Origin of the sequence: Neisseria iguanae (assembly GCF_003013245.1) — a bacterium.
GTDB classification, from domain to species: domain Bacteria; phylum Pseudomonadota; class Gammaproteobacteria; order Burkholderiales; family Neisseriaceae; genus Neisseria; species Neisseria iguanae.
This window is the reverse complement of the sequence record NZ_PXYY01000006.1, coordinates 16899-43161: the sequence shown is the minus strand read 5'-3', so window position 1 is coordinate 43161 and position 26263 is coordinate 16899. Positions and strand designations below refer to the sequence as shown.

Annotated in this window: 30 protein-coding genes; 24 read left to right on the top strand and 6 right to left on the bottom strand. The window is 46.9% G+C overall.

The features are described from left to right. Positions 1-825: 825 nt before the first annotated feature. The 8 genes from C7N83_RS01975 to C7N83_RS01940 all read left to right on the top strand — a co-directional run bounded on the left by C7N83_RS01975 (position 826) and on the right by C7N83_RS01940 (position 8111). Entirely contained in the window at positions 826-1710 is an 885-nt protein-coding gene (locus C7N83_RS01975; RefSeq protein WP_106740246.1) for an antA/AntB antirepressor family protein, read from the top strand. Positions 1711-2462: 752 nt separating this feature from the next. Further along, on the top strand, positions 2463-3167 hold the full coding sequence (locus C7N83_RS01970) for a VirB8 family type IV secretion system protein (protein ID WP_106740244.1): 705 nt from the start codon (positions 2463-2465) through the stop codon (positions 3165-3167). A 71-nt stretch (positions 3168-3238) separates the two neighbouring features. Beyond that, positions 3239-4018, top strand: a complete 780-nt coding sequence (locus tag C7N83_RS01965) for a TrbG/VirB9 family P-type conjugative transfer protein (protein WP_245911090.1) — start codon at positions 3239-3241, stop codon at positions 4016-4018. A 14-nt stretch (positions 4019-4032) separates the two neighbouring features. Continuing rightward, a complete protein-coding gene (gene virB10, locus C7N83_RS01960; RefSeq protein ID WP_106740241.1) occupies positions 4033-5334 on the top strand; it encodes a type IV secretion system protein VirB10 in 1302 nt (433 codons plus the stop codon). A 196-nt stretch (positions 5335-5530) separates the two neighbouring features. Beyond that, positions 5531-6631, top strand: coding sequence for an ATPase, T2SS/T4P/T4SS family (locus tag C7N83_RS01955; protein ID WP_106740239.1), 1101 nt, complete (start codon positions 5531-5533; stop codon positions 6629-6631). Between the two features lie 37 nt (positions 6632-6668). Further along, a complete protein-coding gene (locus tag C7N83_RS01950; RefSeq protein WP_106740238.1) occupies positions 6669-7304 on the top strand; it encodes a DUF2786 domain-containing protein in 636 nt (211 codons plus the stop codon). Continuing rightward, positions 7301-7831, top strand: a complete 531-nt coding sequence (locus tag C7N83_RS01945) for a thermonuclease family protein (protein ID WP_245911089.1) — start codon at positions 7301-7303, stop codon at positions 7829-7831. The genes C7N83_RS01950 and C7N83_RS01945 overlap by 4 nt, the downstream gene beginning before the upstream one ends. 52 nt (positions 7832-7883) lie before the next feature. Continuing rightward, positions 7884-8111 carry a hypothetical protein gene (locus C7N83_RS01940; RefSeq protein ID WP_106740236.1) on the top strand — a complete coding sequence of 76 codons (228 nt, stop codon included), beginning with the start codon at positions 7884-7886 and terminating at the stop codon, positions 8109-8111. Here C7N83_RS01940 and C7N83_RS01935 read toward each other — a convergent pair whose 3' ends face one another. Next, positions 8112-8501 (bottom strand): hypothetical protein, encoded by a 390-nt coding sequence (locus tag C7N83_RS01935; protein WP_170064767.1) that lies wholly within the window; start codon positions 8499-8501, stop codon positions 8112-8114. 36 nt (positions 8502-8537) lie between these two features. Here C7N83_RS01935 and C7N83_RS01930 point away from each other — a divergent pair, with 36 nt between their 5' ends. The 5 genes from C7N83_RS01930 (at position 8538) to C7N83_RS01910 (ending at position 16756) form a co-directional block, all read left to right on the top strand. Next, positions 8538-8927 (top strand): single-stranded DNA-binding protein, encoded by a 390-nt coding sequence (locus C7N83_RS01930; RefSeq protein ID WP_170064766.1) that lies wholly within the window; start codon positions 8538-8540, stop codon positions 8925-8927. 61 nt (positions 8928-8988) lie between these two features. Next, complete coding sequence (locus tag C7N83_RS01925) at positions 8989-11169, top strand: type IV secretory system conjugative DNA transfer family protein (RefSeq protein WP_106740231.1); 2181 nt, start codon at positions 8989-8991, stop codon at positions 11167-11169. Between the two features lie 76 nt (positions 11170-11245). Then, a complete protein-coding gene (locus tag C7N83_RS01920; RefSeq protein WP_106740229.1) occupies positions 11246-14959 on the top strand; it encodes an LPD7 domain-containing protein in 3714 nt (1237 codons plus the stop codon). A 61-nt stretch (positions 14960-15020) separates the two neighbouring features. Beyond that, positions 15021-15584 carry a plasmid mobilization relaxosome protein MobC gene (locus tag C7N83_RS01915; protein WP_106740228.1) on the top strand — a complete coding sequence of 188 codons (564 nt, stop codon included), beginning with the start codon at positions 15021-15023 and terminating at the stop codon, positions 15582-15584. Positions 15585-15658: 74 nt separating this feature from the next. After that, positions 15659-16756: a relaxase/mobilization nuclease domain-containing protein gene (locus C7N83_RS01910; RefSeq protein WP_106740226.1), complete on the top strand. Its 1098-nt coding sequence runs from the start codon at positions 15659-15661 to the stop codon at positions 16754-16756. Between the two features lie 96 nt (positions 16757-16852). On the opposite strand, the gene C7N83_RS01905 is transcribed toward C7N83_RS01910, so the two are convergent. Both C7N83_RS01905 and C7N83_RS01900 read right to left on the bottom strand, forming a co-directional pair. After that, positions 16853-17110, bottom strand: coding sequence for a Txe/YoeB family addiction module toxin (locus C7N83_RS01905; protein ID WP_085363031.1), 258 nt, complete (start codon positions 17108-17110; stop codon positions 16853-16855). Continuing rightward, positions 17107-17361, bottom strand: a complete 255-nt coding sequence (locus tag C7N83_RS01900) for a type II toxin-antitoxin system Phd/YefM family antitoxin (RefSeq protein WP_085363030.1) — start codon at positions 17359-17361, stop codon at positions 17107-17109. The genes C7N83_RS01905 and C7N83_RS01900 overlap by 4 nt, the downstream gene beginning before the upstream one ends. A 579-nt stretch (positions 17362-17940) precedes the next feature. On the opposite strand from C7N83_RS01900, the gene C7N83_RS01895 reads away from it, so the two are divergent. Together C7N83_RS01895 and C7N83_RS01890 are read left to right on the top strand one after the other, a co-directional pair. Beyond that, on the top strand, positions 17941-18342 hold the full coding sequence (locus tag C7N83_RS01895) for a hypothetical protein (protein ID WP_106740224.1): 402 nt from the start codon (positions 17941-17943) through the stop codon (positions 18340-18342). 119 nt (positions 18343-18461) lie between these two features. Continuing rightward, the gene (locus tag C7N83_RS01890) at positions 18462-18722 is read left to right on the top strand and encodes a hypothetical protein (protein ID WP_106740223.1); all 261 of its coding nucleotides are present in this window, start codon (positions 18462-18464) and stop codon (positions 18720-18722) included. Between the two features lie 779 nt (positions 18723-19501). Here C7N83_RS01890 and C7N83_RS01885 read toward each other — a convergent pair. Next, a complete protein-coding gene (locus C7N83_RS01885; protein ID WP_106740221.1) occupies positions 19502-20296 on the bottom strand; it encodes a hypothetical protein in 795 nt (264 codons plus the stop codon). A 5-nt stretch (positions 20297-20301) separates the two neighbouring features. Next, positions 20302-20502, bottom strand: a complete 201-nt coding sequence (locus C7N83_RS01880) for a transcriptional regulator (protein WP_085363026.1) — start codon at positions 20500-20502, stop codon at positions 20302-20304. Between the two features lie 118 nt (positions 20503-20620). On the opposite strand from C7N83_RS01880, the gene C7N83_RS01875 reads away from it, so the two are divergent. From C7N83_RS01875 to C7N83_RS01860, 3 genes are all read left to right on the top strand, one after another. After that, complete coding sequence (locus C7N83_RS01875; protein WP_106740220.1) at positions 20621-21217, top strand: helix-turn-helix domain-containing protein; 597 nt, start codon at positions 20621-20623, stop codon at positions 21215-21217. A gap of 805 nt (positions 21218-22022) precedes the next feature. Beyond that, entirely contained in the window at positions 22023-22376 is a 354-nt protein-coding gene (locus C7N83_RS01865) for a hypothetical protein (RefSeq protein WP_106740216.1), read from the top strand. A gap of 2 nt (positions 22377-22378) precedes the next feature. Continuing rightward, the gene (locus C7N83_RS01860; protein WP_106740214.1) at positions 22379-22693 is read left to right on the top strand and encodes a hypothetical protein; all 315 of its coding nucleotides are present in this window, start codon (positions 22379-22381) and stop codon (positions 22691-22693) included. Here C7N83_RS01860 and C7N83_RS01855 read toward each other — a convergent pair. Beyond that, positions 22686-23138 carry a hypothetical protein gene (locus C7N83_RS01855; protein ID WP_106740213.1) on the bottom strand — a complete coding sequence of 151 codons (453 nt, stop codon included), beginning with the start codon at positions 23136-23138 and terminating at the stop codon, positions 22686-22688. The genes C7N83_RS01860 and C7N83_RS01855 overlap by 8 nt on opposite strands. A 418-nt stretch (positions 23139-23556) precedes the next feature. Between C7N83_RS01855 and C7N83_RS14465 the strand changes: the two genes are divergently transcribed. From C7N83_RS14465 to C7N83_RS01830, 6 genes are all read left to right on the top strand, one after another. Then, positions 23557-23694 (top strand): hypothetical protein, encoded by a 138-nt coding sequence (locus C7N83_RS14465; protein ID WP_170064765.1) that lies wholly within the window; start codon positions 23557-23559, stop codon positions 23692-23694. 17 nt (positions 23695-23711) lie between these two features. After that, positions 23712-23891: a hypothetical protein gene (locus C7N83_RS01850; protein WP_106740211.1), complete on the top strand. Its 180-nt coding sequence runs from the start codon at positions 23712-23714 to the stop codon at positions 23889-23891. Between the two features lie 137 nt (positions 23892-24028). Next, entirely contained in the window at positions 24029-24589 is a 561-nt protein-coding gene (locus C7N83_RS01845; protein WP_085363019.1) for a TrbM/KikA/MpfK family conjugal transfer protein, read from the top strand. 165 nt (positions 24590-24754) lie between these two features. Further along, positions 24755-25534 carry a nucleotide-binding protein gene (locus C7N83_RS01840; RefSeq protein WP_106740210.1) on the top strand — a complete coding sequence of 260 codons (780 nt, stop codon included), beginning with the start codon at positions 24755-24757 and terminating at the stop codon, positions 25532-25534. After that, positions 25521-25988 (top strand): hypothetical protein, encoded by a 468-nt coding sequence (locus C7N83_RS01835; protein ID WP_106740208.1) that lies wholly within the window; start codon positions 25521-25523, stop codon positions 25986-25988. The genes C7N83_RS01840 and C7N83_RS01835 overlap by 14 nt, the downstream gene beginning before the upstream one ends. Before the next feature lie 23 nt (positions 25989-26011). Then, positions 26012-26263 (top strand): lipopolysaccharide heptosyltransferase, encoded by a 252-nt coding sequence (locus tag C7N83_RS01830; protein ID WP_106740206.1) that lies wholly within the window; start codon positions 26012-26014, stop codon positions 26261-26263.

Here is a 26263-nt window from a genome sequence, read left to right as displayed (position 1 = left end):
ACAAAACGATGGAGAGTAAGACTATTTTGTGTGAGTATTGCCATACTCCCGTGCCATACCGTGCAAAGGTGTGTACAGGTTGTCAAGCAAAGGTTTCATATGGCACACCTGCTTTCCTAATTTTTCTACTTGCTACTTCTCCATTTTTAATTATGTTTATGTCGGCAAAATATGAAATAGAGTTAGGTTTCTATCTAATGTTTCCTTTACCTATATTCATAGGTATTCTGTGTAAAAAGCTATTTAGAAATAATGTATCTTTTAATAGATATACTAGGTCTGACCGACTGTATTAACATATCGATTAACAAACCGCTGCAGAAGGGGGTATGATGTTCTCACTACTAAATCTCATAGCGGTTGATATCGCACCCGTCAGTTGCGGATTTTTTATGCCTGAAATTTCCGTTTCAGGCCGCCATCTTTCAATGACGGGTCGAGAGAACCTAATATAATACCCTCAAGGGGAATAAGTTCCGCTGTCTATGAGTGGTAGTTAAAGCCTGCCCACCTAAAATCCGCGTTATGCGGTTTTTTTATTGCCTGACAAAAAGAAACTTGTTACCATGGATACGCTGTTCAATAGCAGCGCAGGCTTGGTCGTCTGTTTTTTTCAACTGGCAAAATTGCCGCGTACGCGGCTAATTTTTTGCTCCAAAATGGTTACTCAAATTTGAGTAACCAAATCAAATATGGGGCGGGCTAGGCAGGACACCGCGAGGTGTGCTGTTTCCAGTTGAGCAGTCGACCAACCTGCCTAGTTTCCGCCTCACCCAATCTTGGTCGGTTGGTTGGCGGAGTTTTAGACTTCAACTGGAGCAAAAAATGAACTCAAAAAACCTCATCCTAGTATTCAACGGACAAATTTCCAATTCCGAAACCTTATTGTGCGATGCGCGTAAACTGCACGAGTTTTTAAAAGTTGAAACTCGGTTCAACGACTGGATTTCTCGTCGCATTGAAGAATATGGTTTTCAGGAAAATCAGGATTTTTTGGTTACTAAAATTTCAGTAACCAAAAATTCAGGACGTGGCGGAAACCGTAAAGCCGTATCGGAATACCACCTCACTCTGGACATGGCGAAAGAGCTGGCGATGGTCGAGCGCAACGAACAGGGACGCGCCGCACGTCGCTACTTCATTGAGTGCGAGAAAAGGCTGCACGAAGCACAAAGGCTGTCTGAAAAGAAACAGCTTCCCGCCAAAATCAAACGCCGCATCAAAACCCGAGACGATTTGTCTTTTACCCGCCGCGATGTGCAGGGCAGGTTCATCAACTGGCATCCGCCGACAGGCGAAAACGGTATTTATTGGCAGGATGCCTATATGATTGGGCAGGCATGGTTTGATGAAGTAAGGGAGTTGGCAAAAAACAATCCCGAAGAAGCATTCCATGCTCTTACGCACGCAACACGTCTGATGGCGGTGCATACCGCACTTTATGACGGCGGTAACGGGTTTGGTTATGTAGAAGGCTTTTTCAGTAAAATGGCACGTTACACTCTAACTGCGGTTTTGTCGCACCAAGAAGAAATTGCTTTTCCGTTTGCATCAGATCCAAGTTCTGCGGTTGATTTAGCCGTTTATCTGAAACAGGCCGCGCCACTATCCGACGACGAATTGCGCTGGCAGGCATGGACGGAAAGCGAAGCCTGCCGCCGCAGGTGTTTTGAAATGAAATTGGCCGAGTTATCGGGTTTGTATTCCTGATAATCTGATGCCGTCTGAAAATAAGATGTTTCAGACGGCATTTGTTGTATTTAACTTTTCTGAAGGAAAGAAAACCGCCCACTCTTAACAGAGCAGGCGGAAACGCAAGGTTTTTTGTTTGCCGTTCTTAGTTGACTAAGAGCAGGAACAGGGCTAAGATAATCTTAACGACTGTCCGCAGTCTCAGCCATGAACGACCAGAGCGAGTGGTACGTTTCATACTTGAAACCATCCTTTCTAGGGCGGTTTCAGCACAAAGCCCCACTGCGAATGGGGCTTTGTTGCTACCAGCCCCGACGCAATTATACCCGAGAAACCCGTAAAGCGATTTGCGGGTTTTCTGTTATCTGGAGGAAAGCCTCCACTCCTTACAAGTCAGATGTAAGTTTTCAATATTCTCCGACAGCCGGAACGTTTAAACGATCCGGCTGTTTTTATTTCTACCTTTACTTCATCACGAAAGGCAAACTTATGTTTTTCAAAACCTGTACCGCTGCGTTGACGGCAGCTTTTTTATTGTCCGCTTGCGCCCACCGTGCGCCTAAACCCTACGGTAAACCGTTCCCGATTAATGCCAAACAGATAGCCGATTCAACACACAAGACCCTACATCATGTTTCAACACACAGGGCGATACTATAGAAGTACATCGCTCTATGTGTTGTCCTTCTTTGGAAAGAGGTTACGCCTCTCGCAGACAGACCCAACACTACCGCCGTGAACGGCGGGGTTTCAACCATTAAGGAATTTCGATGACCAAGAACACACAACAGGCCGAACGCCATAAGCCGATGCCGCCGCTTAAGTTCATTGAAGCTGCACGTGCTTTTGAGACGGCAGAGATAGATCGTGTCCGCAAAACCGCTAAAACCGCATGGCGCATTACCGCCGCCTCTCTTCTGATAACAGGGTTGGCAGTCGGTGCGGTAGCCGGTTTGACACCGCTTAAAACCGTTGTACCGTTTTTAGTGCGGGTGGATAACAACACAGGGGCAACCGATATTGTTACCACGCTGAAGAACCAACAGCAAAGTTATGGAGAAGTGATAGATAAAGCAAACTTATCCTTCTATGTGAAGAGCCGTGAGGGCTATGATTGGTATGCGGTTCAGGATATGTTTGATGCGACAAACCTGATGTCGGATAGCTCGCTACAATCTGAATTGGTACGGCTTTATAAAGACAGCCCGAATGCTCCTCATAGGATGTTGACCGACAAATTCCGTATCAATGTCAAAATTTTGTCTATCAGTTTTATCGGTAAAACTGCGCAGGTACGCTACGAAAAAACCATGATACCGCTTACTGCGGACAAAAACGTGATACCGCCGCAACGCTATGTAGCTACCATCAGTTATGAATACCGTGATGCGTCCATGTCTGATGAGGCACGGCTGGTTAATCCGCTCGGTTTTACGGTAACAAGCTGGCGCACCGATAAGGAGGCTGCACAATGATGTTTCTTTCCTCATTTGTAAAACGAAAGTTCAGATCATCTGAAAACAAACAACGAAATAAAAACAGCTATATGACCGCCTTTGCATTGAGTGCTTGGGCGGTTTTGTTTTCTAGCCAAGCTGTCGCCGATCCGCGTATACGTACGGAAAATTACAGTGAAAAGCGTGTTTATACCGTGTATGCCAAAGTTGGACGGGCGGCATTGGTGCAGCTTCAAGATGGCGAATATTTGGATTCCCGTTCGTCAGCTCTCGGCATGGGAGATGCACTGGCTTGGAAAATGTCGGTTCGTGGCAACAATATCCTGTTCAAACCGTCTGAAGCGAAGCCTGCTACCAACATGATTGTGGTTTCGGATAAGCGGACTTACGTGTTTGACTTGAAGATAGCCACGGCCAAGCAACCGCCAACTTATGTACTTCGCTTCCGCTATCCAGAGGACATCCGCCGTATCAGGGAAGCTCAGGCAGGGAAACGCCGTACCGCAATGGTTGCATTGGCTGCGGCAGGCGGTGTGAGGCCGACAGGTAAATCAAACGTCAATTACTGGGGACGCGGCGACAAAACGCTTGCGCCGACCGAATTATGGGATAACGGCCGCTTTACCTATTTCCGTTTTGATAACGGTCGCGTTTTGCCTGTGATTTACCGCATCAACAACGATGGAACGGAAAGTTTAGCGGATTTCCATGTGGAAAAAGACACCGTTATCGTTCATGAAACTGCTGAAAAATTTGTGCTGCGTTCGGGTAAGTCCGTCTTAGGAATCGAAAACCGTAGTCATGATGGTACGGGTACATTTAACCGAACAGGCACAGATGACGGCGCAAGTGTGCGCCTATTGAAATAGAAAGGACAGAAAATATGGGTTTTTTTGACCGTTTCCGTCGTCGTAAAAACCAAGATGACGGTAATTCAGTAGAAGAACAGGTGGCCAACAGTACAACAATGTACGACAAGGTAGATAACCCTGAATTGGAAGGCGGCGTACCCGATGTCCAATCGTCCGGAGGTGTATCTAAAAGCCCGCAACAGTTGGTTTTACTGGGTGTTGCACTACTTGGCTCGGGTTTGGCAATTGCGGGGCTCATGGTATGGCTGAACCGTGAGCCTGCTGTTGAAGAAGAACCGCAAGAAAAACCTGAAATTTCAAGCGATAGCCAATATGATTTTACTGCCGACCAAGTACGTCTGCAACAACAGCAGGAAGTTTCTGCGGCATCTGCTCCTGAAGGTATCACAACGACACAGCCTGCATCGGCAGCTTCGACCGTTGCAACGGTGGAAGCCGTATCTGAGCCTGTTGCTTCTCCTCCTACCGAACCGCCACCTAAAGACCGTAAATTAACTGGCGATGTTTTGGTAGCGACAGATGGAGGGGCAACACAAGCGGCAGCGGGTGCGGCTTCGGGCAGTGCATTCACAGAACCTGTTATCAGCGGCTTGGATAACTCGGAGTTGTCGGGTTTGCGTTCAGATGGAGATACGCTGCAAAAAGGCAGTTTTGCGGACAAGTTAAATCCCACGTCAACCGCATCTGTACAAGCATCACGAAGCCCGTCTGGCGACTACCTGTTGGCCAAAGGTACGAATATTTCCTGCACCATGCAGACTAAAATCGTTACCACCCAACCCGGCTTTACACGTTGTATCGTAGATAAAGATGTTTACTCTGCCAACGGCAAAGTGCTGTTACTGGAACGCGGAACCAAAATTACGGGTGAGCAGACTGCTGCGCTGCTTCAAGGCCAAGCGCGGGTTTTTGCTCTTTGGAATGAGGCGGAAACACCGTACGGCGTAAGAGTTTCTTTGGCCAGCCCTGCTGCGGGACAGCTTGGCGAAGCCGGCATCGGTGCACGGGTCAATAATCATTTTTGGCAACGTTTCGGCGGTGCAGTCATGATTAGTCTGATTGGCGACTTGGGCGATTATGCCGCCAACCGCCGAAATAGTCATGGCGAAGGTCAGACTTTCAATTTTGATACTACGTCGGAATCCGCACAGGACATGGCGACAGAAGCCTTGAAAAACAGTATTAATATCCCGCCGACAGGCTATGTAAACCAAGGTAGCCGAATTAACATCATTGTTGCCCGTGATGTTGATTTCAGCAGGGTATATGAGCGTGTTAATCCTTTGGAAACGTCGATATTGCCCACAGATTAACTTGTTTTGCAACAAGCTGATTTAGGCAGTCTGAAGTGTTTTCAGACTGCTTTTTTATGGGCACTGTTAATTCCATAGACTGAGCCTAGAAAATAGGTGTCAATTCCATTCCAAAACTGAGCCACAGTTGTGGTCTAAAAATGAGCCAGATAAACGGAGAGTGGCTCAGTTTGCACGATATTTTACTGGAACGAAAATGAACAATAACACTATCAAGGCAGATGCTTCAGCCCTGAATTTTTTGGATAACCTCGGTATTAGCAAACAGCTTGCTCGAGAAGGGTTGACCGAAGTTATGATAAACCGCCCATTTGAAATGTTTGTAGAGGGCAGTTTCGGTGTCGAGCGTTTGGATGCTCCCGAATTATCCTTGGACAGGCTCAACAAGTTGGCCAATGTGCTATGCAATTTGAATGGCAAGCATATTTCTACTGCAAACCCCATCCATTCGGTAACTTTACCCCACGGTGAGCGCGGGCATATCATGTTGCCACCCAGTTGTGAAGACCGTACTGCTGTTTTTGCCATCAGAAAACCATCTACCAGCCGTTTTTCTTTAGACGGCTATATTGATACCGAACGGTTGCAAGGCTTTACTGATTATTCCCGCTACGGAAACGCAGATAGCATAGATGGCGGTGTGGAAATAGACGGCTCACAGTTCAGAGATGTGTGCGACAAAATGAAACTGCCGCATGATGTGCCGCTTGCATCTTGGCAGTACCAAATGTTAGAGGCGAAAGCTAACCGAGATCTAAGCACTTTTTTCAAAATCGCCATTGAGCAGAAATTGAACATCTGTATGGTAGGCGGTACTGGGTCAGGCAAAACCACGTTTACCAAAGCACTTGTAGATTTAATTCCGTTCGGCACCCGTCTCATTACTATTGAAGACACGCACGAATTGGACACACCCAATCATCCCAACCATGCCCACTTATTTTACAACGAGCATATCACGGCCAAACAAATCATTGCCGCCTGTATGCGTCTGAAGCCCGACCGTATCCTGCTTACCGAATTGCGCGGCGACGAAGCATGGGATTATCTGTCTGCACTCAATACGGGACATCCTGGCGGATTGACTTCAGTTCATGCCAACGATGCCCGAAGTGTGCATTACCGGATTGCTCAGCTTGCAATGGAATCGCCTGCGGGCAAGTCCATGCCATATGACTATATTCTCAATACAGTACGTACCACGATTGACGTGGTGTGCTTTTTTCGTCGGACGTATATGACTGAACTGTATTTCGACCCGGTAGAAAAATATCAAGTCCTGAGGGGGAAGGCATAACAGATTGTATTTTTAAGAATTTTAAAGGAGCAATATTATGGATAAAGAGTCAGCATTGCAACGAATAAAAAAATGTTTGGCATTAGGTAAATCATCCAACGAACACGAAGCAGCACAGGCACTAAAACATGCACAGATTTTGATGGACAAATACGGTTTGACCGCTTCGGACGTGGAACTGGCGGAAGTAATGGAACACTACATCGGAGCACCGCTGATCGCACCGCAATGGCATTGGAATTTGGTCCATCTTTGCGCCTATGCGTTCGGCTGCGAACGATGGCATCGCAAAACTTATACGGGTGGCGGATTTGTCTTTTGCGGCATTAACGGCCGCTCCGAACTGGCTGCATATGCCTACGAAGTTTTGTTGCGACAACTCAAAGCCGCACGGCGTAAATATATGAAAACGGAACTGTCTCGGGTACGCATCGGTAAAAACAAAACCGCCCGTGCCGACAAATTCTGCGAAGGCTGGGTGGCCAATGTTCGGGACACCGTACAGGAATTTGCCTATACCGAAGCGGAAGCCGAACTGCTCGCACGTTACAAAATCGAGAAGTACGGCATGATGAAACAGGCCAAAACGCGCGATGTAAGAGCCAACATTGGTCTCGGCGACTATTGGGCGGGGCATGATGCCGCCGACGGTGTACGCTTGGATATGCCGTGAAATTCCGTGTCCAATCCTGCCGCCGTTCGGTGGTCTCGTTGACGGTTGCTCTACTGTCCGCTGCCTGCGATTGGAGCTTGTTCGGAGAGCCGTCGGCGATTCGTCCGTCTGCGGAAGAACAAACAGTTTCCTGTCGTATTGTTGGCATTTCGGACGGCGATACGCTTACTTGCCTGACCGAACAGAAACGGCAAATCAAAGTGCGTCTGCACGGTATAGACGCACCCGAAAAAGCCCAAGCCTACGGGCAAAAAGCCAAGCGGCATTTGTCAGACTTGGTGTACGGCAAAACGGTCATGCTCGACGTTACCGATACCGACCGCTATGGCCGCACAGTTGCCGTTGTGTTTTCAGGCAGCCTGAACGTGAACCGGCAAATGGTCAAAGACGGCTACGCATGGGCATACCACCGATACGGCAGTGCGTATGAGGCAGATGAAACGGTGGCCAAATCTGCCCGCAAGGGATTGTGGTGGGACACGAATCCCATTGATCCTGCCGAGTTCAGACAAAACGAGCGCAAATAAAACCGTCTGAGTGCGGTTTTATTTATTGAAAACAATCCAAAGGATATGTGTAATGAATATTTTCTTCTCTCAAACCGAACAATTATTTGACGGTTTCCTACGTTTTGGCTTTATTCCTGAAGCCGCATACAGCCAAGAAGATAAGACGATATTGGTTAAATATTACCTAACCGTTCGCGAAGGTTTGGATTTTTCTTTACCTGAAAACGCTTACGCTTATAACAAGGCCTTGCGGGACAAATTGTATCCGAAGGCAGAACAGTTGCTGGCCGGACGCTAGTCAATCTACGTTTTTTGGCGGCTTGCTCAGATTCTTCAATACTCGGGTATCTGCCATCTTGCCGCAGGCTTCGACCAACTCCCTCCAAACTTCGGCAGACATTGAGCATTGGGTTTCAAATACCTCTGATTCTTTAATAAGCTGTTTCAATTTTGTTTCTGCGGCGGCCAGGTCTGATTCATTTTCATCTTTGATATATCTCAGTAACAGAACCGACAACAGCATTGTTTCGCCAAATAGTTTGTTGCGCTTTGCTTGCAAGGTCTGCTCTATACGGATTGCATGTTGTATCTCATGCAGTTCCGTTCGCAGACTGTCTATTTCATCGAGCATTTTTTCAACAAACAGTTGGCCTACATCCGCCGCATCCAGTTCATTCCAATCATCCATTCATTTTCCTTACCAACATTTGAGAGAGGTTTCATTATGCCATACGACAACACCCTGCACCTGATGGGCTTTCTCGGGAGCGACCCTGAAGGCGGTTATTTTAACGACGGTACGGCTCATGCCAAATTATCGTTGGCAGTCAACGAAAAGCGGCGTGGTAAAAACGGAGAACAGTTAGAACACACAGAATGGTTTCCCATATTGTTGCGCGGCAAAGCAGCCGAATTTGCCCTGAACTATCTGAAAAAAGGCAACTGCGTATCGGTTTGGGGAAGCCTTTGGTCAAGACGGTTTACCGATAAACAGAACAACGAACGCACGGTGTATGAAGTACGCGGCGATAAAGTGAAATTCATCTCGGCCAAACAGTCCGAAACATCGGAAAACGGTACCGGAGACGATGGCGCGGCAGCGTATTTGGGCTGATGTCCGATACGCTAAGGCGTTTCAGACGGCCTAAGCCGTTTTTTTATGGAGTAAAACAGATATGTCCGACACCAAAAAACTGCCCGCCGTCCTGTTCGGCTTGGGTCTTACCCCTTTTGCCGCAGCAGGCGGCCTGTATCTTGCCTCTTGGCTGTTTACCCGTTGGCTGTCTCTGAAAAGTGCGCCGTCCGTATTGATGCTGCCGCGCTATTGGCCATATTACGACAGACTGCCTGAAAACATGGTTTTCCCTTTGCAGGCTACATCCGTCATTGCCCTTCTACTCGCTGCCGTCCCGCTTGCCGCCATACTGGCGGCTTTGTTTATGAAACCGAAGCGGGAATTGCACGGGTCGGCACGTTTTGCCAATACTGCCGAAATAGCCAAAACAGGGTTGCTGAAACCGCCCGAAAAGCATAAACCGTCCGAGCCTCTGCCGATGCCCAGTCTGTTATTGGGCAGATACAGGGGCAAGTTCCTGCGTTGGGCGGGCAATGAATTTCTGTTCGTTGCCGCCCGTACCCGTGCGGGTAAGGGTGTATCGCTGATTATTCCGAACTGCCTGCATTACCGCGACAGTATGGCAATCTATGATCCGAAATTTGAAAACTTTCTGCTGACGGCAGGCTACCGTGCCAGCGTCGGACAGAAAATTTTTCTGTTCAATCCGGGCGGCTTGATGCCGGGTATGAGCAAAGCCGATTTCGATTCCGGCGATACGGCACATACCGAAAGACTGTTCAAGCAGGCCAAACTGATTAAGGGATTGCGCAGCCACCGTTGGAATCCGTTCAGCTATGTATCGCGTAATCCGCTGTTTATGTACAAAGACATCAGCAATATGGCGGCCATCATGCTGCCGATGAGTGCCAAAAGCAGCGGCGGCGACGGTAACAGCAGTTTTTGGGTAGAATCCGCCCGTAAACTGTTTGTCGGTTTGGCACTTTTTATGCTGGAAACCGAAGATGAGCGTGAAAACCGCAATACCGACTATCGGGAGCGCAGTACCTTGTCTTATCTCTACCGTCTGACCAGCCCGAAAAACGGCAAAAATCTGTCCGAATGGATTAGGGACGAACTGGACAGACGCAACAGAACAGGCAGACCGCTGTCGGATGCCTGCCAAACCCTGCTGGACGGTTTTGCCAATGGTAATGCGAAAACCAATGCCGATATTCTTGCCACCATGACCGCCCCCTTGGGGATATTTTTAGACCCTGTTGTAGAAGCGGCCACATCAGGCGACGATTTCCGCTTGGATGAACCCCGCCGCCAGCGTATGACTATCTACATCGGTATCAATCCGACCGAAACCTCCACCTTTTCACGTCTGACCAATCTGTTTTTCAGCCAGTTTATACAGGTCAATGTAGGTCAAGGGCTGCCTGAAAACAATATCGACCCCGACACGGGCAAAACCAAACTGCCGTTCCAATGCCTGCTGCTGATGGATGAGTTTCCGGCTTTGGGCAATATCCCTGCGATACAGGAAGGTGTGTCGTATGTGGCCGGATACGGATTGCGGATGATGATTATCGCCCAATCCCCTGCGCAGATTGAAGCCGTGTACGGTCGGGAAAACGCCCGCGCCTTCTTTACCAACTTTGCCGCCCGTGCTCTGTTCACACCGCGAGACCAGACAGAAGCAGAAGAGTACAGCAAAATTTTGGGCAGCGAGACGGTTAAAGCCAAATCGGTTTCGCGTAGCCGCGGCAAAGGGACAAGCCGCAGCCAAAGCGTGAGCGACCAAAAACGTGCTTTGATGTACGACAGCGAAATCAAGCAGATGCCGATGGATAAGTGTATTTTGGATATGGCGGCATCACGGCCGATCTATGCCGACAAAATCCGATACTACGACGACCCTGCATTCAAAGAACGCGCAGGCAGGCCGATACCGCATATTCCGGAACTGCACTTTGTTTCAGGCGGCCTGAAACAGCACGATGACACGCCGCAGACCATTCCGCAGGAGCAGGTAGCGGATACTCATCCGTCCGAATACGGAAACAAACAGGAACTGGCACAGGTCTTTACCGACCTGATAGCCGACCCCGAAACCGCAGTCATGCTCGGGCAGATATTGTATTCCGATTGGAAGCTGGAAATGATGCCGACGGTACGCAGTATTTTGGCTGAAGACGTATCAGGCGGAATGCCGTTTGCCGATGAAGCGGACGAAGAGAATGCCGACAGCGAAGCCGGAAATGGCGGCGGTTTGTTTGACAATATAGACGATTGATACGGCTAAAAGCCAATTTTTATCCTGCCTGAAAACACGGAATGTTTTCAGGCAGGTTTTCTTTTGGAGAAGTGCTATGGCAGCATCAAAACATGATTATCCCGACCCCACCTATGAAGAAGTCCGTGTGGCATTAAGTTATATTCCTACACCGTCCAGCCATGACGAATGGTATCCGATGGCCTTTGCCATCAAAGACGCATTAGGCGAAAACGGTTTCGAGTTGTGGGACGAATGGTCTCGGCAAGGAGATGGCTACAACAGCAGCGTAGCCAAATCCACTTGGAAATCCGCGACTCCGAAAGCAGGCGGTATTACTGCCGCAACCCTATTCAAACTTGCCCGCGATAATGGCTACCGTCCCGACAAGCCATACATTCCGCCCACAGCGGAACAGCTTGCCGCCCGTGAAGCCGAACAACGCGCACGGGCAGAAGCTACAGCTAAAGAACAGGCAGAAATCCACGCACAGGCAGCCAAACGCGCCTACGGCATTTGGAAAAATGCCGACAAGACTGTGGATTTATCACACGACTATCTGCAAAAGAAAGGTATCGCCGACGCGGATTTAGTCCGTAATATCCGACAAATCGAATACCAAGGGCAGAAACAGTTGGTTATTCCGCTTTGGCAAAACGGCAAACTTGTTTCCGTACAAACTATCAATGAAAATGGCGGCAAACATTTTTTGAAAGGCGGTCAGAAAAGCGGAAGTTATGCCGTACTCGGCAACTTGGATAAAGAAGCACACAAAGGCATTGCCGTTGCAGAAGGTTTTGCCACAGCCGCCAGCATCCGCAAAGCAACGGGATTGCCTGTGGTTATCGCTTTCGACGGCGGTAATATGGTACGTATTGCCGAAAACATGGCGCAAAGGCTGTCTGAAAACCAAACTGTGATACTGGCGGCCGACAATGACCCGTCGGGCGGCGGTTTGGCTGCTGCTGCAAATGCGGCAGTCGCATTGGGCAACCGCGCCCGTATCGTGATGCCCGAATTCAGCCCTGAGATGGTTCAGCGTTATCAGGCAGAATTCGGAGTATGGAACGACAGCAAAAACCGTGAAAACCTGCCCAGCGATTTCAACGACCTGCACCATTTGGCAGGATTGGAACGTGTGCGTGCCGACTTTGCCGAAGTGATGGAAAGGCTGTCTGAAAACGTTCCGACAACTGAAGCCTTACGGGTGTCGGATGATGCCGCCATTGATGGCTCTGTACGGCTGAGAGAATGGCGCAAATCCGAACGCGCACCGTGGCGGAATTTTCCGCCCGTGATCCGTAACGGCGGTTTAGGCGATTTGAAAAACGAACCGGAATACACCGCCGCCAAAAGCGGCAGTAATGCCGAAGCTGTCCACTTGGTCAATAGACTGCTGACCGACGAAACCGTTCAGCATTTCCGAGAAATGGCAGGCGACCGCAACCCGCTGATTGTTTCCGTACTGGCGACCGAAGCATTGGGAAACAACAAAATCCCGCTGGCAATGGCACAGGCATTGGGCAGCCGTTTGGGTTTGCAGGTGGATATGTCTATCCGCCAAATCAACAAAGTATCGCGCACCGGAGCAGGTATAGACCACCGCTTTGCCTTCCAACCCGTGTTTGACGGAACGGTTGAAGCAGGCAGGAATTACCTGATTGTGGACGATACCCTATCCGTCGGCGGCACAATAGCTGGGCTGCGCGGTTATATTGAAAACCGTGGCGGTCGTGTCATCGGTGCAGGTGTCATGACCGCGCACGAAGGCGCATTGACCCTACCCGTTAAACAAACTATGATAGATGACATTACCCGTAAGCACGGGGATGCCATGAACAACTACTGGACAAAGGAATTTGGTTATGGAATCGACCAACTTACCCAAGGCGAAGCAGGACACCTACGAGCCGCCGAGAATGTTGAGCAACTCCGAGATAGAATCAATGATGCAAGACTTCGAGGCATCACTGGCCGAAATGAACAGCCTCAACCCCTATCCTCAGGGCAGCAAGAACGCCCCAAAGCCTTAAAGCCTGAAATACACCCCACCGCCGCTACCGAACAGGAAGCGGCGGTTTTGCATTCACAGAAGGAGCAAAACATGGCACAGCAACCGACAGATATATCCTATTCAGCCGACAATCCTTATGCACCTTATGCAGCACATGATGATGAAGTACGCCGAAATGCAGACGATTGGGAAATGCGTGTCCCGTTGACGGAAACCATGCTGGCCGGATTCAATACCAAAGCCGAAGCAAACGGTTTTGCGGTCTATATTGAAGACCGCCATGCTTCGTTGGGACGTTTTCAAGCAGGAAAATCAACAGAAAACGAGGCATATCGGGTGGAAATCGACGGAGCGTTCAAAAACCACGACGGTATGTCTGCACAAGAAGCTGCCCGAGATTTTACGGTTTCATTCTATGAAGGGAATGAAATTATGGATTATGCCTACGGCAATGATTTTGACGCATTGCTGAAACAGGCAGATGAATGGTTGCAGACACGGCAGAAAGCGCAGAGCGCAGGACATAATCAGTCTGAAAACGAACTTCCACGAAACCCAAAACAGCAGGAAACCGATATGAATCAGTCTGAATCCCAAGAAGCTGAAAACGGCATCGAATACGGCGGCCGCAGTCAAATACAGGATACCGAAACACCTGAACGGGAAACCATTACCCTTGAAGAAGCCCAAGCCAATCTGCAACGCGCACGGGTAAAGGAACAAATACAGCAGGCCGCAACCGCTTCCCAAACTGCGGATACAGGTGCGGAAAAAAGCGGTAGGCCGTCTGAAAATACAATCCCAACGTCTGCCAATCCCATGACCGACGGACAGGAAGCGGAACACGGGCATACCCCTTTCCCCAAATCCAAGCCTGTACTTGATTTGAGTTATGCGACGCCTACACGACTGTCTGGCCGCTATGTAAGGTTACAGGGCAAATATCTTGACATCAATAATGCCGAAACTGTGATGTTTGAAGACAAGGGCGCAAAAATCAAAACCGCCAAAAATGACCCGCAAACTATCAGCGATATGTTGGATACGGCTCAGGCAAAAAACTGGGACAGTATCAATATTTCAGGCAGCCACGATTTCAGACGGCAGATGTGGCTGGAAGCGGAATTACGCGGCATCGCCAGCACAGGCTACAAACCGAACAAAGAAGATTTGGCCTTGCGCGACCAGTTGCGCGAAAGTCGGGAACGTAACAACATAGAAGCCCGTAACCGTCCAGAGCAGACCAAAGCAGAAACCGTCCGGACAGATTTTTCCAATTCCGACGCACCGAAGCAAAAACCTGCCGCACTTGCAGAATCTCCCGTTTTACCGGATAAAACGGCACGTTTCCGTGCCGAAGCCGAAACCCTGAAAATGCAGGCGGATACACCCGCAGAAACGGTGGAAGCTAATCAGGCGGAAACATTTGTTGCGCAGACGGCGAACAAGCAGTATGGGATGCCGAAACCCGTAACCGACACGGCCAAACACAAAACTCAGCCCGTAGCGGTCAATCACGAACTGGAAGCGGCAAAAGCAGCTTATCTGTCTAAGGCAGATAAGTTATCCAAAACCGCCAAGAACCGATTGGCTGACCATGAACGCGATTTTACAGATGCCATATCAAGAATGCCGCCGAAGAACCGCGATTCCGCCATGCTTCATTTCTATACATCGATGCAGAAACGGATGAACGGTACTAAGCTGGATATGCTTGCACCTACGGTTGCGGAACAACCACGGGACAACACCCGTGCGATGCCTTCCCGCAGCGGAGAGATAGAAATGGAACGTTGACGGAATAAGGCTGCCTGAAACCTACCAACGGTTTCAGGCAGCCTTATTTTGGGAGAATTTCATGGACAAAAATAATACACCTATCCGCGTATTCGGTTTGAGCCATGCAGAAACGTTGGCTCTACGCCAACTTGCCCTGCAAAAATACGGCAAAGCCAGTGTATCCCTGTTGGCCAAAAATACCCTGAAATCCTTGCTTAGCGAAGAGTGGTCATCCGACTTGGATCAGGGCGGTAAGGATATGTCGTCCGAACCATTGCCGCAAGGCAAAATGCGGCTGGAACTGAAACTGCCCCCACCTTTGGCTGCCTATCTGACCACGGCCGCAGAGCAGGGAAAAATGTCGGCCAACCGCCGTGCCTTGTATATTTTGGCCGAATACATGGAAAACCACCCCATTCTTACCGACAGTGAGATAACCGCCCTTTACCAGTCCAATGTACAACTCGGTGCCATCGGCCGTAATCTCAACCAAATTGCCCGTCATCTGAATGCAGGGGAAGGTGTATCGTTGACTGCCCGATATATCAGTAACTTGGAAGCCGTAATTAACGGCCACATCAAGCAGGTTGGTAACATCATCCGCCAACACCGACAACGGCAGGAAGATCGATTTATGCCGTAATCACTACAAACAAAAGGCTGCCTGAAACTGAAAAAGTTTCAGGCAGCCTTTTTCTTATCCACAAAGGAAAATCCATGCCGACAAATCACAATTTAGACAAATGGTTTCTGCAATATGATACTCGTGCCGTACAAGGCAGAAAAAATTCCCTATTCGGCGGTTCAGCCAAAAAACCGCTCAAACAGGGAACTGCACTGGCCAACCTATGTGCGGCCGCCCGCAAACATCCCGAAGTAATGGTTAAAATCCCCAAACGGCACAGCCAAAACTCCAAAGGCATGAAAGGCATACGAAACCATCTCGATTATGTATCACGTAATGGCAAAGTGGAATTGGAAAACCAAAACGGTGACAAACTAAACGGAAAAAAAGAAGTGAAAAAGCAGCTTGATTTTTGGCGGAACGCATTCGGTATCGATGAAGAAACCAAACATCGCGAAGCCTTAAATATCGTACTGTCCATGCCAGCAGGTACACCACCACAGGCTGTATTGAATGCCGCCCGCGAATTTGCCGCAGAACAGTTCAAGGGACACCAGTATGCGTTCGGTCTGCATCACGAATCAGACAATCCCAACGAACCGCCTCATCCGCACGTCCATTTATGCGTATTGATGCGCGATGATTTGGGACAACGTATCAATCCGCGCAAGAACGATTTGTTTGAATGGCGCGTCAGATTCGCCGAAAAACTGCGCGACGAAGGCATACAATGTGCGGCTACCCGCCGCCAACACAGGGGTAAAACTCCGAAAGCACATAACGGTACCGTATTGGCCATTGACAGACGGCTGAACGAACAACATAAAAAACAGCCTGAACAATACCGTCCGCATTCTCATATTACTGCTGCCAAACTGCACACACTGGGTAATGCTGTCAAAACCGGACAACGTCCTGTCAATCTCTATAAGGACAAAAGCCAAGTTACCCGTACCGCTCTGCTTAAACGCTATAAAACGCTTGCCCGACAGCTCTATGCAGCAGGAATGAAAACGGAAGCAAAGGACATTTCCAAGCTCGCACAACAGCTTGTCGATGCAGGTTACGATACCCGTATGCAGCAGCAGTACGACAAACTGCATACTATACTGATGCAAAATCAGCATCAACAGCAGCAATCGCCCAAAAACCTTTCCATACCACAGCAAAACGATGAAATAGGACGCTGATTACCGACCGTGAAAAGCCTGCGGCCGCATTCCTGAATTGGGATGCGGCCGCAGGCTTTTTTTGTTTTCAGACGGTGTCCGTATTACATACAGCCTTTACGAATAATGGTAGCGGCATTGAGCAATAAACAACATTTCATCGCGTATCTGATAAACCAACCGATGTTCTAGATCAATACGCCGAGACCAAAAACCCTGCCAGTTATGTTTTAACGGCTCAGGATTGCCCACGCCTGTAAACGGATTACGCTGAATATCTTTGATTAACAAATTGATGCGCTTCAAATTCTTTTTATCTACCGCCTGCCAATAGAGATAATCTTCCCAAGCAGTATCTGCCCAAGCCAAGATCATGATTCAATCAATTCATGGCGGATTGCTTGGTTTTGACGGATTTGTTCAACAGCACGGTTTAACCGTTCGGCATTTTTAGGACTTGCTGTCAAATAAGCCGTTTCTTCATACGCATGAAAATCTTCCAAGCTCATGACTACGGCGGGCTTGCCGTTTTGTCGGGTAATCAAAACGGGTTTGTGGTTTTCTACAACCTTGTCTAAGGTTCCCGCAAGCTCGGCACGAAAAGCGGTATAGCTCATTACATCCATGATGAATTCTCCATTTTCAAATTATGTACGGATTATTGTACATAAGTTTAGAAGTTACTGCAAATGGACAGCTTTCTCACTTTTGAAATTTCCATAATAGCCGCTTGCGGCGTTTCTGCTGACAGGCAGAACACCAAAAAACGGTTTAGGGCGTTTTTTGTCGGCGAAAGCCTATCCTGCGTTCTAATTTTCTTCTCTTCCTAATCTTCCCTATTCTTCGTTCTAATTTTCTTCTCTTCCTAATCTTCCCTATTCTTTATTTTGCAAAAAAGGAACGTATCGTTCATGTGATAAATTCCGTCCTAATTAGATTTATGCTCTATATAAATGGATATTAATAGATTTAATAACGATATATTGACGATAATTGCAATTATTGCAAAGAAATAATAACTTATTTGTTATGGTCTAATATAGATATTTAAAATATATATCTATGGATTTTACCAAATATCTATTGATATCTTTCTTGACTAATTGTGTCATCTAATGTATAGTCATCAATTATATTAGATAATCTATGATTATCTATAGTTTAATAAACGCACGATTTTAAAACGTTTTCAGGATGCTTAATTAATGGATAAGACAGTTTCTTTGGCAGAATTTATGGAGCAAGAAAAAGGTTTGTCTAGGACATCTAGGCTGGAACCTTGGCATGACGAAATCCTGACCTTGAAACGGAATGGCTATACGCAGGCTCAGATTTTGAAATTTTTATCGTTAAACGGTGTGCAAATCAGTCAAACGGCACTCAATGCTTTTATCAGGAACAGGATGCGGGCATTACGGGTTTCCGAAGCACCAACCATTACTCGAGTTATGGACAACGGGGAGACTGCCGTTAATATGTCATCTGTAATGCGTGAAGATACGGACATGACGGCAGATGAAGAACGCATTGACCGGTTGCGGAATGTTCGTGTCGGCAAAAGAAAGTTTCAATCAGCACAGGATATTGATGTCAACGATTTGACTTAATCAAGCCCCTTACTCTCTTTTTTATATGGATTAAAGTGGCTATTTTTACAATAATTCAACAAGTTGAATGTTATTTAACCTAGTGTTTATGGTTATTTTTTGGAGCGATTTGGAAAATTATGAATGATATTGAAACATTCTTGACCAAGCATCAGTTGGCAGACAAGCAGAAAAAAACATCTGTTCTAGAGCCGTATCAGGCAGAAATTCTGGAATTGAAAGAGAAAGGTTATTCGGACAAAATCATTGTCCGGTTCTTGGAAGAAATGAAAGGGGTTAAGATCAGCCAGCAATGGCTAAACCGCTATATTCGCTCATGCAGGAAGCAGGCGGAAAATTCCAAGCCGCGGACTGAACCTGCTGTTGTCAAACTGCATTAAACAAATGAGCAGCAAACCAGTTTCTGGTTGCTCAAACTGCACGAACCGATGAATAGAACGGAGCAGATCACATCGAGCGGCTGTAGAATGTCCATGTCGGCAAAAGGACATTTCAACCGGCACAGAATATTGATGTCAACGATTTGACTGTTAAATATCGTGCAAAACTGAGCCAGGGAAACGGGGAGTTGTGCTCCAAAAGTGAGCCACTCTCCGTTTATCTGGCTCAATTTTAGACCACAACTGTGGCTCAGTTTTGGAATGGAATTGGCAGATTTGACTTACTCAAGCCTCTTTATCCCCCTTTTTTGTGGATAAAGCGGTTGTTTTCTTCCGTAAGCGGATATTTTCCTTTTGGAAAACAGTCTGCTTATTTTTTCATCAAATCAGTCATTGGGAAAAGGAAACGCAGACGGCCAATCGGGGCGGGCTGCCCCATTAACTGTATGATGTATTCTTTGGGGTATTCTTTGTATAGTGTCTGCCCCTTTTGAGCAAAGAACTTTGCCCGTTTTGTACAGTGTACTTTGTCCGAAATGTACAAAGATATGTTTTTTAAGGGTTATTTTTTATGCCTGATAAAGGGCAAAATAATCTGCTTTTCTGAAAATCGGCGTCGTCGTCGGCAGGTTGGGCTTGAGAAATGCAGACGGCCACAGATTTCCCCTGCAATAATAGCCATTGCAAATTGCCTGTCGGTTTTTTTTAAGTTTTTTTAAATTTAAAGGCAAAAAAAAGCACGATGGTCTCTCACATCGTGCCTGTGCCTTGCAATCTGGTTATTTTTGCTTTTTGAGCTGATTTTTCAGTTTGTCCAACATACTTTGGCCGTATGCCTTGTCAGGAGGGTCAGTCGAAGAGCGTTTTGCCTCTTCTTCCTGTTTCTTGGCTTTCAGATAGGCTTGAAATTCTTTTCGCGTTTTCTCTGCCTGTTCTTGTTGCGTTTTCTTTGCGTTGATTTCCTGCCAGTGTTCGGTTGGAATGGTAAAGAAGCCTGATTTATTGTTGATAGATGCCTGTATAACGATACTTAAGTCTGCTCCTTTTTTCCGTAAAACTTTCAGTTGCTGAAACAGTCGGGCTTTATATTTGGCAGATACAGGTTTGCCTTCCGCTTCGCGCATGGATAAAAAGGTATTCCACAAATCAGCCGGAATGTATTCTTCAAGCCACCAGCCGTCTTTATCGCGTTGACGCTGGGGCAGATTTTTAGGGACAGGCTGTTTTTTGACTTTTTCATAGACCTGCTTCAACAGTTCGGGCAGTTCAATACGCCAGTGCATGACACCGTGAACACCGCCCCTGCGGTACTGCATCACGCCCAATTCGCCCACCAACAGTTTGCGTGCCTTCTCGTAACCGCGTCGTGTTAACCCTAATTCACGCCGCAAATCGGCAGCGGATTTGTAAATCCAACCGCATTTTTCAGGCGTAGATTCGGCTACGCCTGTCCAATACAGAAGTTTTGACAGCAGCGAGGCGGCGGGCAGATTGCCACGACACAATTCCGCAAATTCTTGGTAAACGGCAGCGAATTCACGGTTTAGGGTGGCGGTTAGGGTGTGGACGTGCATTGCTTTTAAGTATACAAGTCAGGACGTAAGTCTTGTCTTCTGATAGCACCATCAGTTAACTTTTCTATTCTGACAGCAACATCTGGAGGTATTTTGTTTCTACCCTTTACCCAACTATTAACTGTTGACCGTTGTACCCCCAACTTTCGCGCTAGCGCTGCTTGGCTACCAATGAAATGTACCGCACATAGAATTGCATTTTGCATTTTAGTTCTCTACATTTAAAAGTTATAGTGTATTTTAAATGTACAAATTAGTCAATAAAACAGGTACGACAATGCTAAAACTCATGTATAGAATTGAATAATTTAGGATTTTTCTTCTATGCATTACGATTTGGCTAAATGGACAACAAACGCTAGACGACAAGCAAATCTGACACAGGAAGAGTTGGCCGAAGCAGTTGGTTTTTCAGGTAAGGGAAGTATTTCTGCAATTGAAAAAGGGAGAAATAAACCTACTTTTGACGTTATGCTGAAAATTTCAGAAGTGTGTAATTATCCATTGCCTTATCAAAACCAAATTATAAATAATAACGCAACTCATATACAGGTAGGCGGAAATAACTTTGGGGACGTTTCGCTTAACCATGTTGCTGAGAGTAGCAGACAAGTTATTAACTTAGAGGATGTTTCTCAGAAAAACTTTCTAAAACCATTTTTAGTTCGTGTCTCTAATGATGATTTGCGTGATGAGGGCATATTTAAAAATGACCTACTAACCATTGATCCAAATATCAATGAAAAACATGGATATTTCATTCTTGTGCTTTCCGCCTCTGGTCGTGGAGTGGTGGCACGTTTATTTGTTGACCTGAAAAATCAATATTGGCTAAAGTACAATTCCAGCGAACCCGAATCTATGCCCGATGATATGATTATTATTGGTGCAGTAATCCAACTTCAACGTAGCTTTACTTAATATAGTTTAAAAATAAGCGGAAAACCTGACAATAGATATATCTGTTGTCAGGTTTTTTGTTAATAATTTCTTTATTATTCAAAGGAGTAAGTTGTTTTGATAGTGTTTTGTAGATTATTTGTAGACATATTTGTGTATTTGAAATATACTACATCTATCAAAGCTCTTTAACAATCCGACCAGCGCAGCAGCCGTCCAAAGCCTTTATCTGTTTTGGCGAAGCCGTATCAATGGCTGCGGGCAGCATTCAACCTGCCAAATTAAAAATGCCGTGCATACGGGTAGCGCAGTAGCGTCCGTGGACAGGCGGCAGTTGAACGTAATTTTAATCGGGGCGTATCCCCGATGAAGGAGCTAATCTAAGGACAAGCTCCAACGCAGTTTCCCTGCCGCTTTCGGTACAGCCTGCGGATAAATTTCAGGAAGCCTGCACAAGGGCGGGCTTCCAAAATAGTTTCTGTTATAAGCAGTTTACTTGGGCTGAAATAATGACAGCCTAAATACTGTTCATACATTCAAGCCTGTTTGGTTAAGCAGGCTTCTATGTAGGAGCTTTTTTTTAAAGGAGTCGATGATGTGGCAACGGAAATGGGACGAATACAAGTTATTGCGTGTTCTGTCATACAGGAAATTTGTTTCTGCCAACCGTGAAGACCCGAAAGACCGTCAGAAACGCCGATGTTTGATAGCAGCACGCCGTAAAGGGCTGGTGGAATTGGAATTTACGCCGATTGATATTGTGGCTCGGCTATCGCCGGCTAAACGATATTTGTATCGGAAACGTGGTTCGTTTTAGGAGTAAAAAATGGAAACCAAGTATTTTGTTTCTCACGACGGCAACCGTTATGGTTTATTCGATACGCTTGAGTTGGCCGAATATTATATTTTAAAAAAAATGGGCTGGACGGATAGCAAAATTGCCGATGATTGGGCTTTTGTCAAAAAAGAAGCGCGAAAATACGGAGGTGATCCGTTTTCTTCTAATGGCCGTCATTCGTTGTGGGTTATTGGTGAATTAAAACTTTCAGACGGCCTGATTTTAGAAGTGGACGGAATGCCGTTTGATGACTTCATCGAATTCATCGGCGAGGAGCGTGGAACGGAAGAGTTTGCGGAAATGAAGCGGCGGATGGTTAGGTATTTTTTGGGGAGGGTTTAGTGATGCAGGATTACGATTACTGCTACTATGCTTCTTGGCTGGTAACGGCTATAGGCTTTTCTTGGCTGTTGCTCTTTATCCACCGGCGGTTGTTTGACGAACAGTATTTTATTGCCTGCCTGCTATATTGGGCTGTCGCGCTCTCCCTGCTTTCTTTTGTGGAGGATTGGAGGGAGCAGAAAGAGTGGGAGAGCTTTGTAACACGGCATCGTTGCAAGATTGTTGAACAATGGGGTGGTACGCCGATTAACGGTGAATATGGGAAAACGGCCTACCATTGCGCAGATAATTTCATTTATTGGCGTGAACTCAAATGACAGTCAAGCCCTCGCTGCCAATAGGTATCACACTGCTTGATTTATACGGGAATAATGCGTTTTTGAAGCACAATCTGAGGCTTCGGCCTTTGTCGTTTTTGGAAACAGTAAACCAGAAACGACATGCTCCTGACCTGTCAGATTCGGGATTTATCCAGTAATTCAATTCCAGCACTCGGCTATGAATCAGGTGTAATGGTATATGTGGTGTATAGTTTCCCTCACCGTAATCATAAATCAGACATGTCTCGGGGCTGATGGTTTCTACCCTGTAAAAATGATAGCCGTGTTTAAGCCTTTTCAGCTCAATAACAACCGTATCGGCATCATTTCCACTGATTACGGCAATGATTTTAATGCTTGGTTTGACTTGGTGGCGGTAGCCTACATAGGTAAACATCACTGCAAAAATTGACAATATCAGGCTTATCCATTCGGGTTTCATGGGCATTTCCTATTTGTGAAGAGAAAAGATGTGGAAATCAAATCTTAACACGGGCAGTGAAATGTCCGCCTATGGCAAAGGCCGTCTGAAAGTATGTTTCAGACAGCCTTTTTTTCTCTGCCGTCATCAGACGGGACAGCAACTCAGCGGCTGAAGTACAAAAGACTGAGCGGTTACGATACCGTAGCGTGTGTGATGTCCTGTACAAGCACTTTGGCCGTGAATCAATTAGCAGTAGCGGCAGCCTTGAACAATCGCGGTTTCGGGCCTTATCAGCCCGTTGCCGTTATTTTCGTGTTGCCCTGATAAGGCTGACTACCGGCAACAGTGTCGGGGAGCAGATGGGAGCTCTGCAACAGAAGCCGTCTGAAAACCTATTCAGACGGCTTTCCCCTATCCAAAACTAAAAGGGACTTTTATGTTGGAAGATTTTGAAAAACGCCTGTTGGCCGATTTTCTCGGCGAGAACTGGCAGATGTTTGTAGATTGGTGTGAGGATCGCGGCCAAGCGGGTTATGCGGAGGCCGTTTTCGACAAATTGGAAAATCTCTCTTGAACGGAAAGGAGACAACCATGTTTTTTTATAAACAGCCTTTACAGCCTGTGCCCCAATCGATTATTGGCACTTATCCGACGGTACAAGCAGCCGAACGGCAGGTTGAATTGTTTTTGCTCAACAGAGATGCCGATATTTGTCTGAATATCGTGCAGTCGGAAAAGGGCTATACGGTTCAGTCGGTAAAGTGGCAGTAGAAAACCGCTTTGTTTCCAAAGCGGTTTTCTAGGGAGAAAATCAAGACGGATAATCTCGCAGGGGTGCTTGGATTATCCGTCTTTTTGCTTTGAAAAGCAATCTTTACCAACCAAATCTGATGATTAGGAGCAATACCATGAAAAGAATACTAACGGCGGTTTTAACTGCAACTGTATTTTTTCCGTTGGCCGCAGTCGCTCAAAACAGTTTGAAAGAAGAGCTGCTGCAAGGCGATGAAAAACTGGCTTGCGAAGCAATTTTATGTTTATCAAGCGGTACACGTCCGAATGAGTGCCATCCTTCGTTACACCGCTATTTTTCTATTCGACATAAAAAAATGCACCGTACTATTGAAGCACGCCGCGATTTTCTGAATATGTGTCCGTCTTCCAGCGAAAAGGATATGTCGGGGCTAACTGATGCCCTAGCTAACGGAGCGGGACGTTGTGATGCTGCGGAGCTTAACCGAGTAATGCGGCGCATTGTAACTGTGCGCGAATGCGGCAATCTGAAAAACAATACTTTCTCAAGCCGCCGAAGCGGAGAATCTTTTTGTCAAAATGTCAAAAAAGCCATAGTGTTGAATGCCAAGCCGGCTTACTGTACGGCTTATCATCAACACGGATGGACGACGGCAGGCGAAAACGTCCGCTATATTGGCGACCCGAAAGACGGCGGGCGTTGGGTAAACCAATAGATAGCCTTTATTTTCTGTTCCCGTGCGGAATTCTCGTACGGTTTGCCGCAGGCGGTCAGGCATACCGCGTGCGGCTTTTTTCAAGTTGTTTGCAACTGAAAAACCGTTTGAGTAAGCGGTTTTTTCTTGTGAATAACCATTTTTCTTGCAAAGAAAGGTTTAAAAATGAAAGAAGTACACCTTGTAATTCAGGCAAAGGGGGGTGTCGGTAAATCGTTTGTGGCAATGCTCTTGGCGCAATACTTGCGCGACCGTTCGAAAGATACGGTGCATTGTTTTGATACCGATCCAAACAACCACACGCTGGCCAACTACGCTGCACTCAATGCAAAAATCATTGAGCTTTTGGACGAAACCTCACAAACCATCGATACATCCAATTTTGACGGTTTGATGGACAGCCTGATTGACGGAGGAGGCATCGGTGTTGTGGACAACGGTACGGCAACATTCGGACCGCTCATGTCCTATATTGCCGAAAACGATGTTGGCAGCGAACTGGCTGCCGAAGGTGTACGTTTGGTGCTGCACGTTCCACTCAACGGCGGACAGGCGAGAGATGACTGTCTGAAAGGATTGGTACAGGTGTTGAACGCCGTAGACGGCGAAGCGGTGGTATGGCTGAACGAACACAAAGGCAAGATACACGATAACGGCAAGCCGTTTGATGAGTTCAAAGTGTACGCACAATATAAAAAACGTATCGCAGGCATTATACGAATTCCAACGCTTAATGCCGATACCTACGGCAAAAACATTTCAGACATGACCGAACGCAACCTGACATTTAACGAAATTACCGTTGGCGAATTCGGTCGCTGGGCGCGTAATCGGATGTTCAAATTACGCGATACCATTTGGGAACAGTTGGATGCCGTACCTTTCTTGGCTACTGCTTCTGTTCCGGAAAAAGCAGACAAGGGCACCAAACATGAAACTGCTTGATGCTGATGAATTGGTAGCACGGGTATTTGCGAAGACGGGGTTGAAAATAGATGCGGACGACCCTGCTATCCACGATATGCTGATACAGCAGGCAGTGATGGCGGCAGTATTGGAAAACTTCCAACAACAGCAAGCGGAGCAAAACCGACAGACAACTGAAAATTTTCAGGTTGCTTTTGCCGAAACCGCTGCCCCTGTGATTGCCGCTACCGAACAGTTGGAACGGCAGAAAAAATATTTGCTGGCGGAAATTATGCAGGCAAATGCGGCCGATTTGAATCAAATTGAAAATAAACTGCTCGGTATAGTCGGCCACAATATGCAGAAAAAGGTAGGACAGGAGCAACAGGCATTTTTAGACAGTCTGAAAATGTTGCTGCTTAAAGCTGCTGTCGCTTGGCTGATAGTATGGGTGCTTGTCCAAATAGCTTTGGTATGGTGGTTTGGCCATTAAGGGATTTTGACGAAAGGAAACAAATGTTGACCGATCATACTGTTACTGTCCGTACCGTCAAACTGCCTGCCGACATCATGCCTGATTCGGGACGGTATCCGCATTACCGTCTTGTACCTTTGACAGGTACAGATAACCGTTACTGCCTGTTCTTTCATATCAGCACCGAACATTACCTGATATTGGAAGCATCCGCACCACGCCGCCGTATGCAGGAACTCTTAGGCAGAATGCTAGAACATGCCCCTTATGAAATTTTTGAAACGATAGGATAA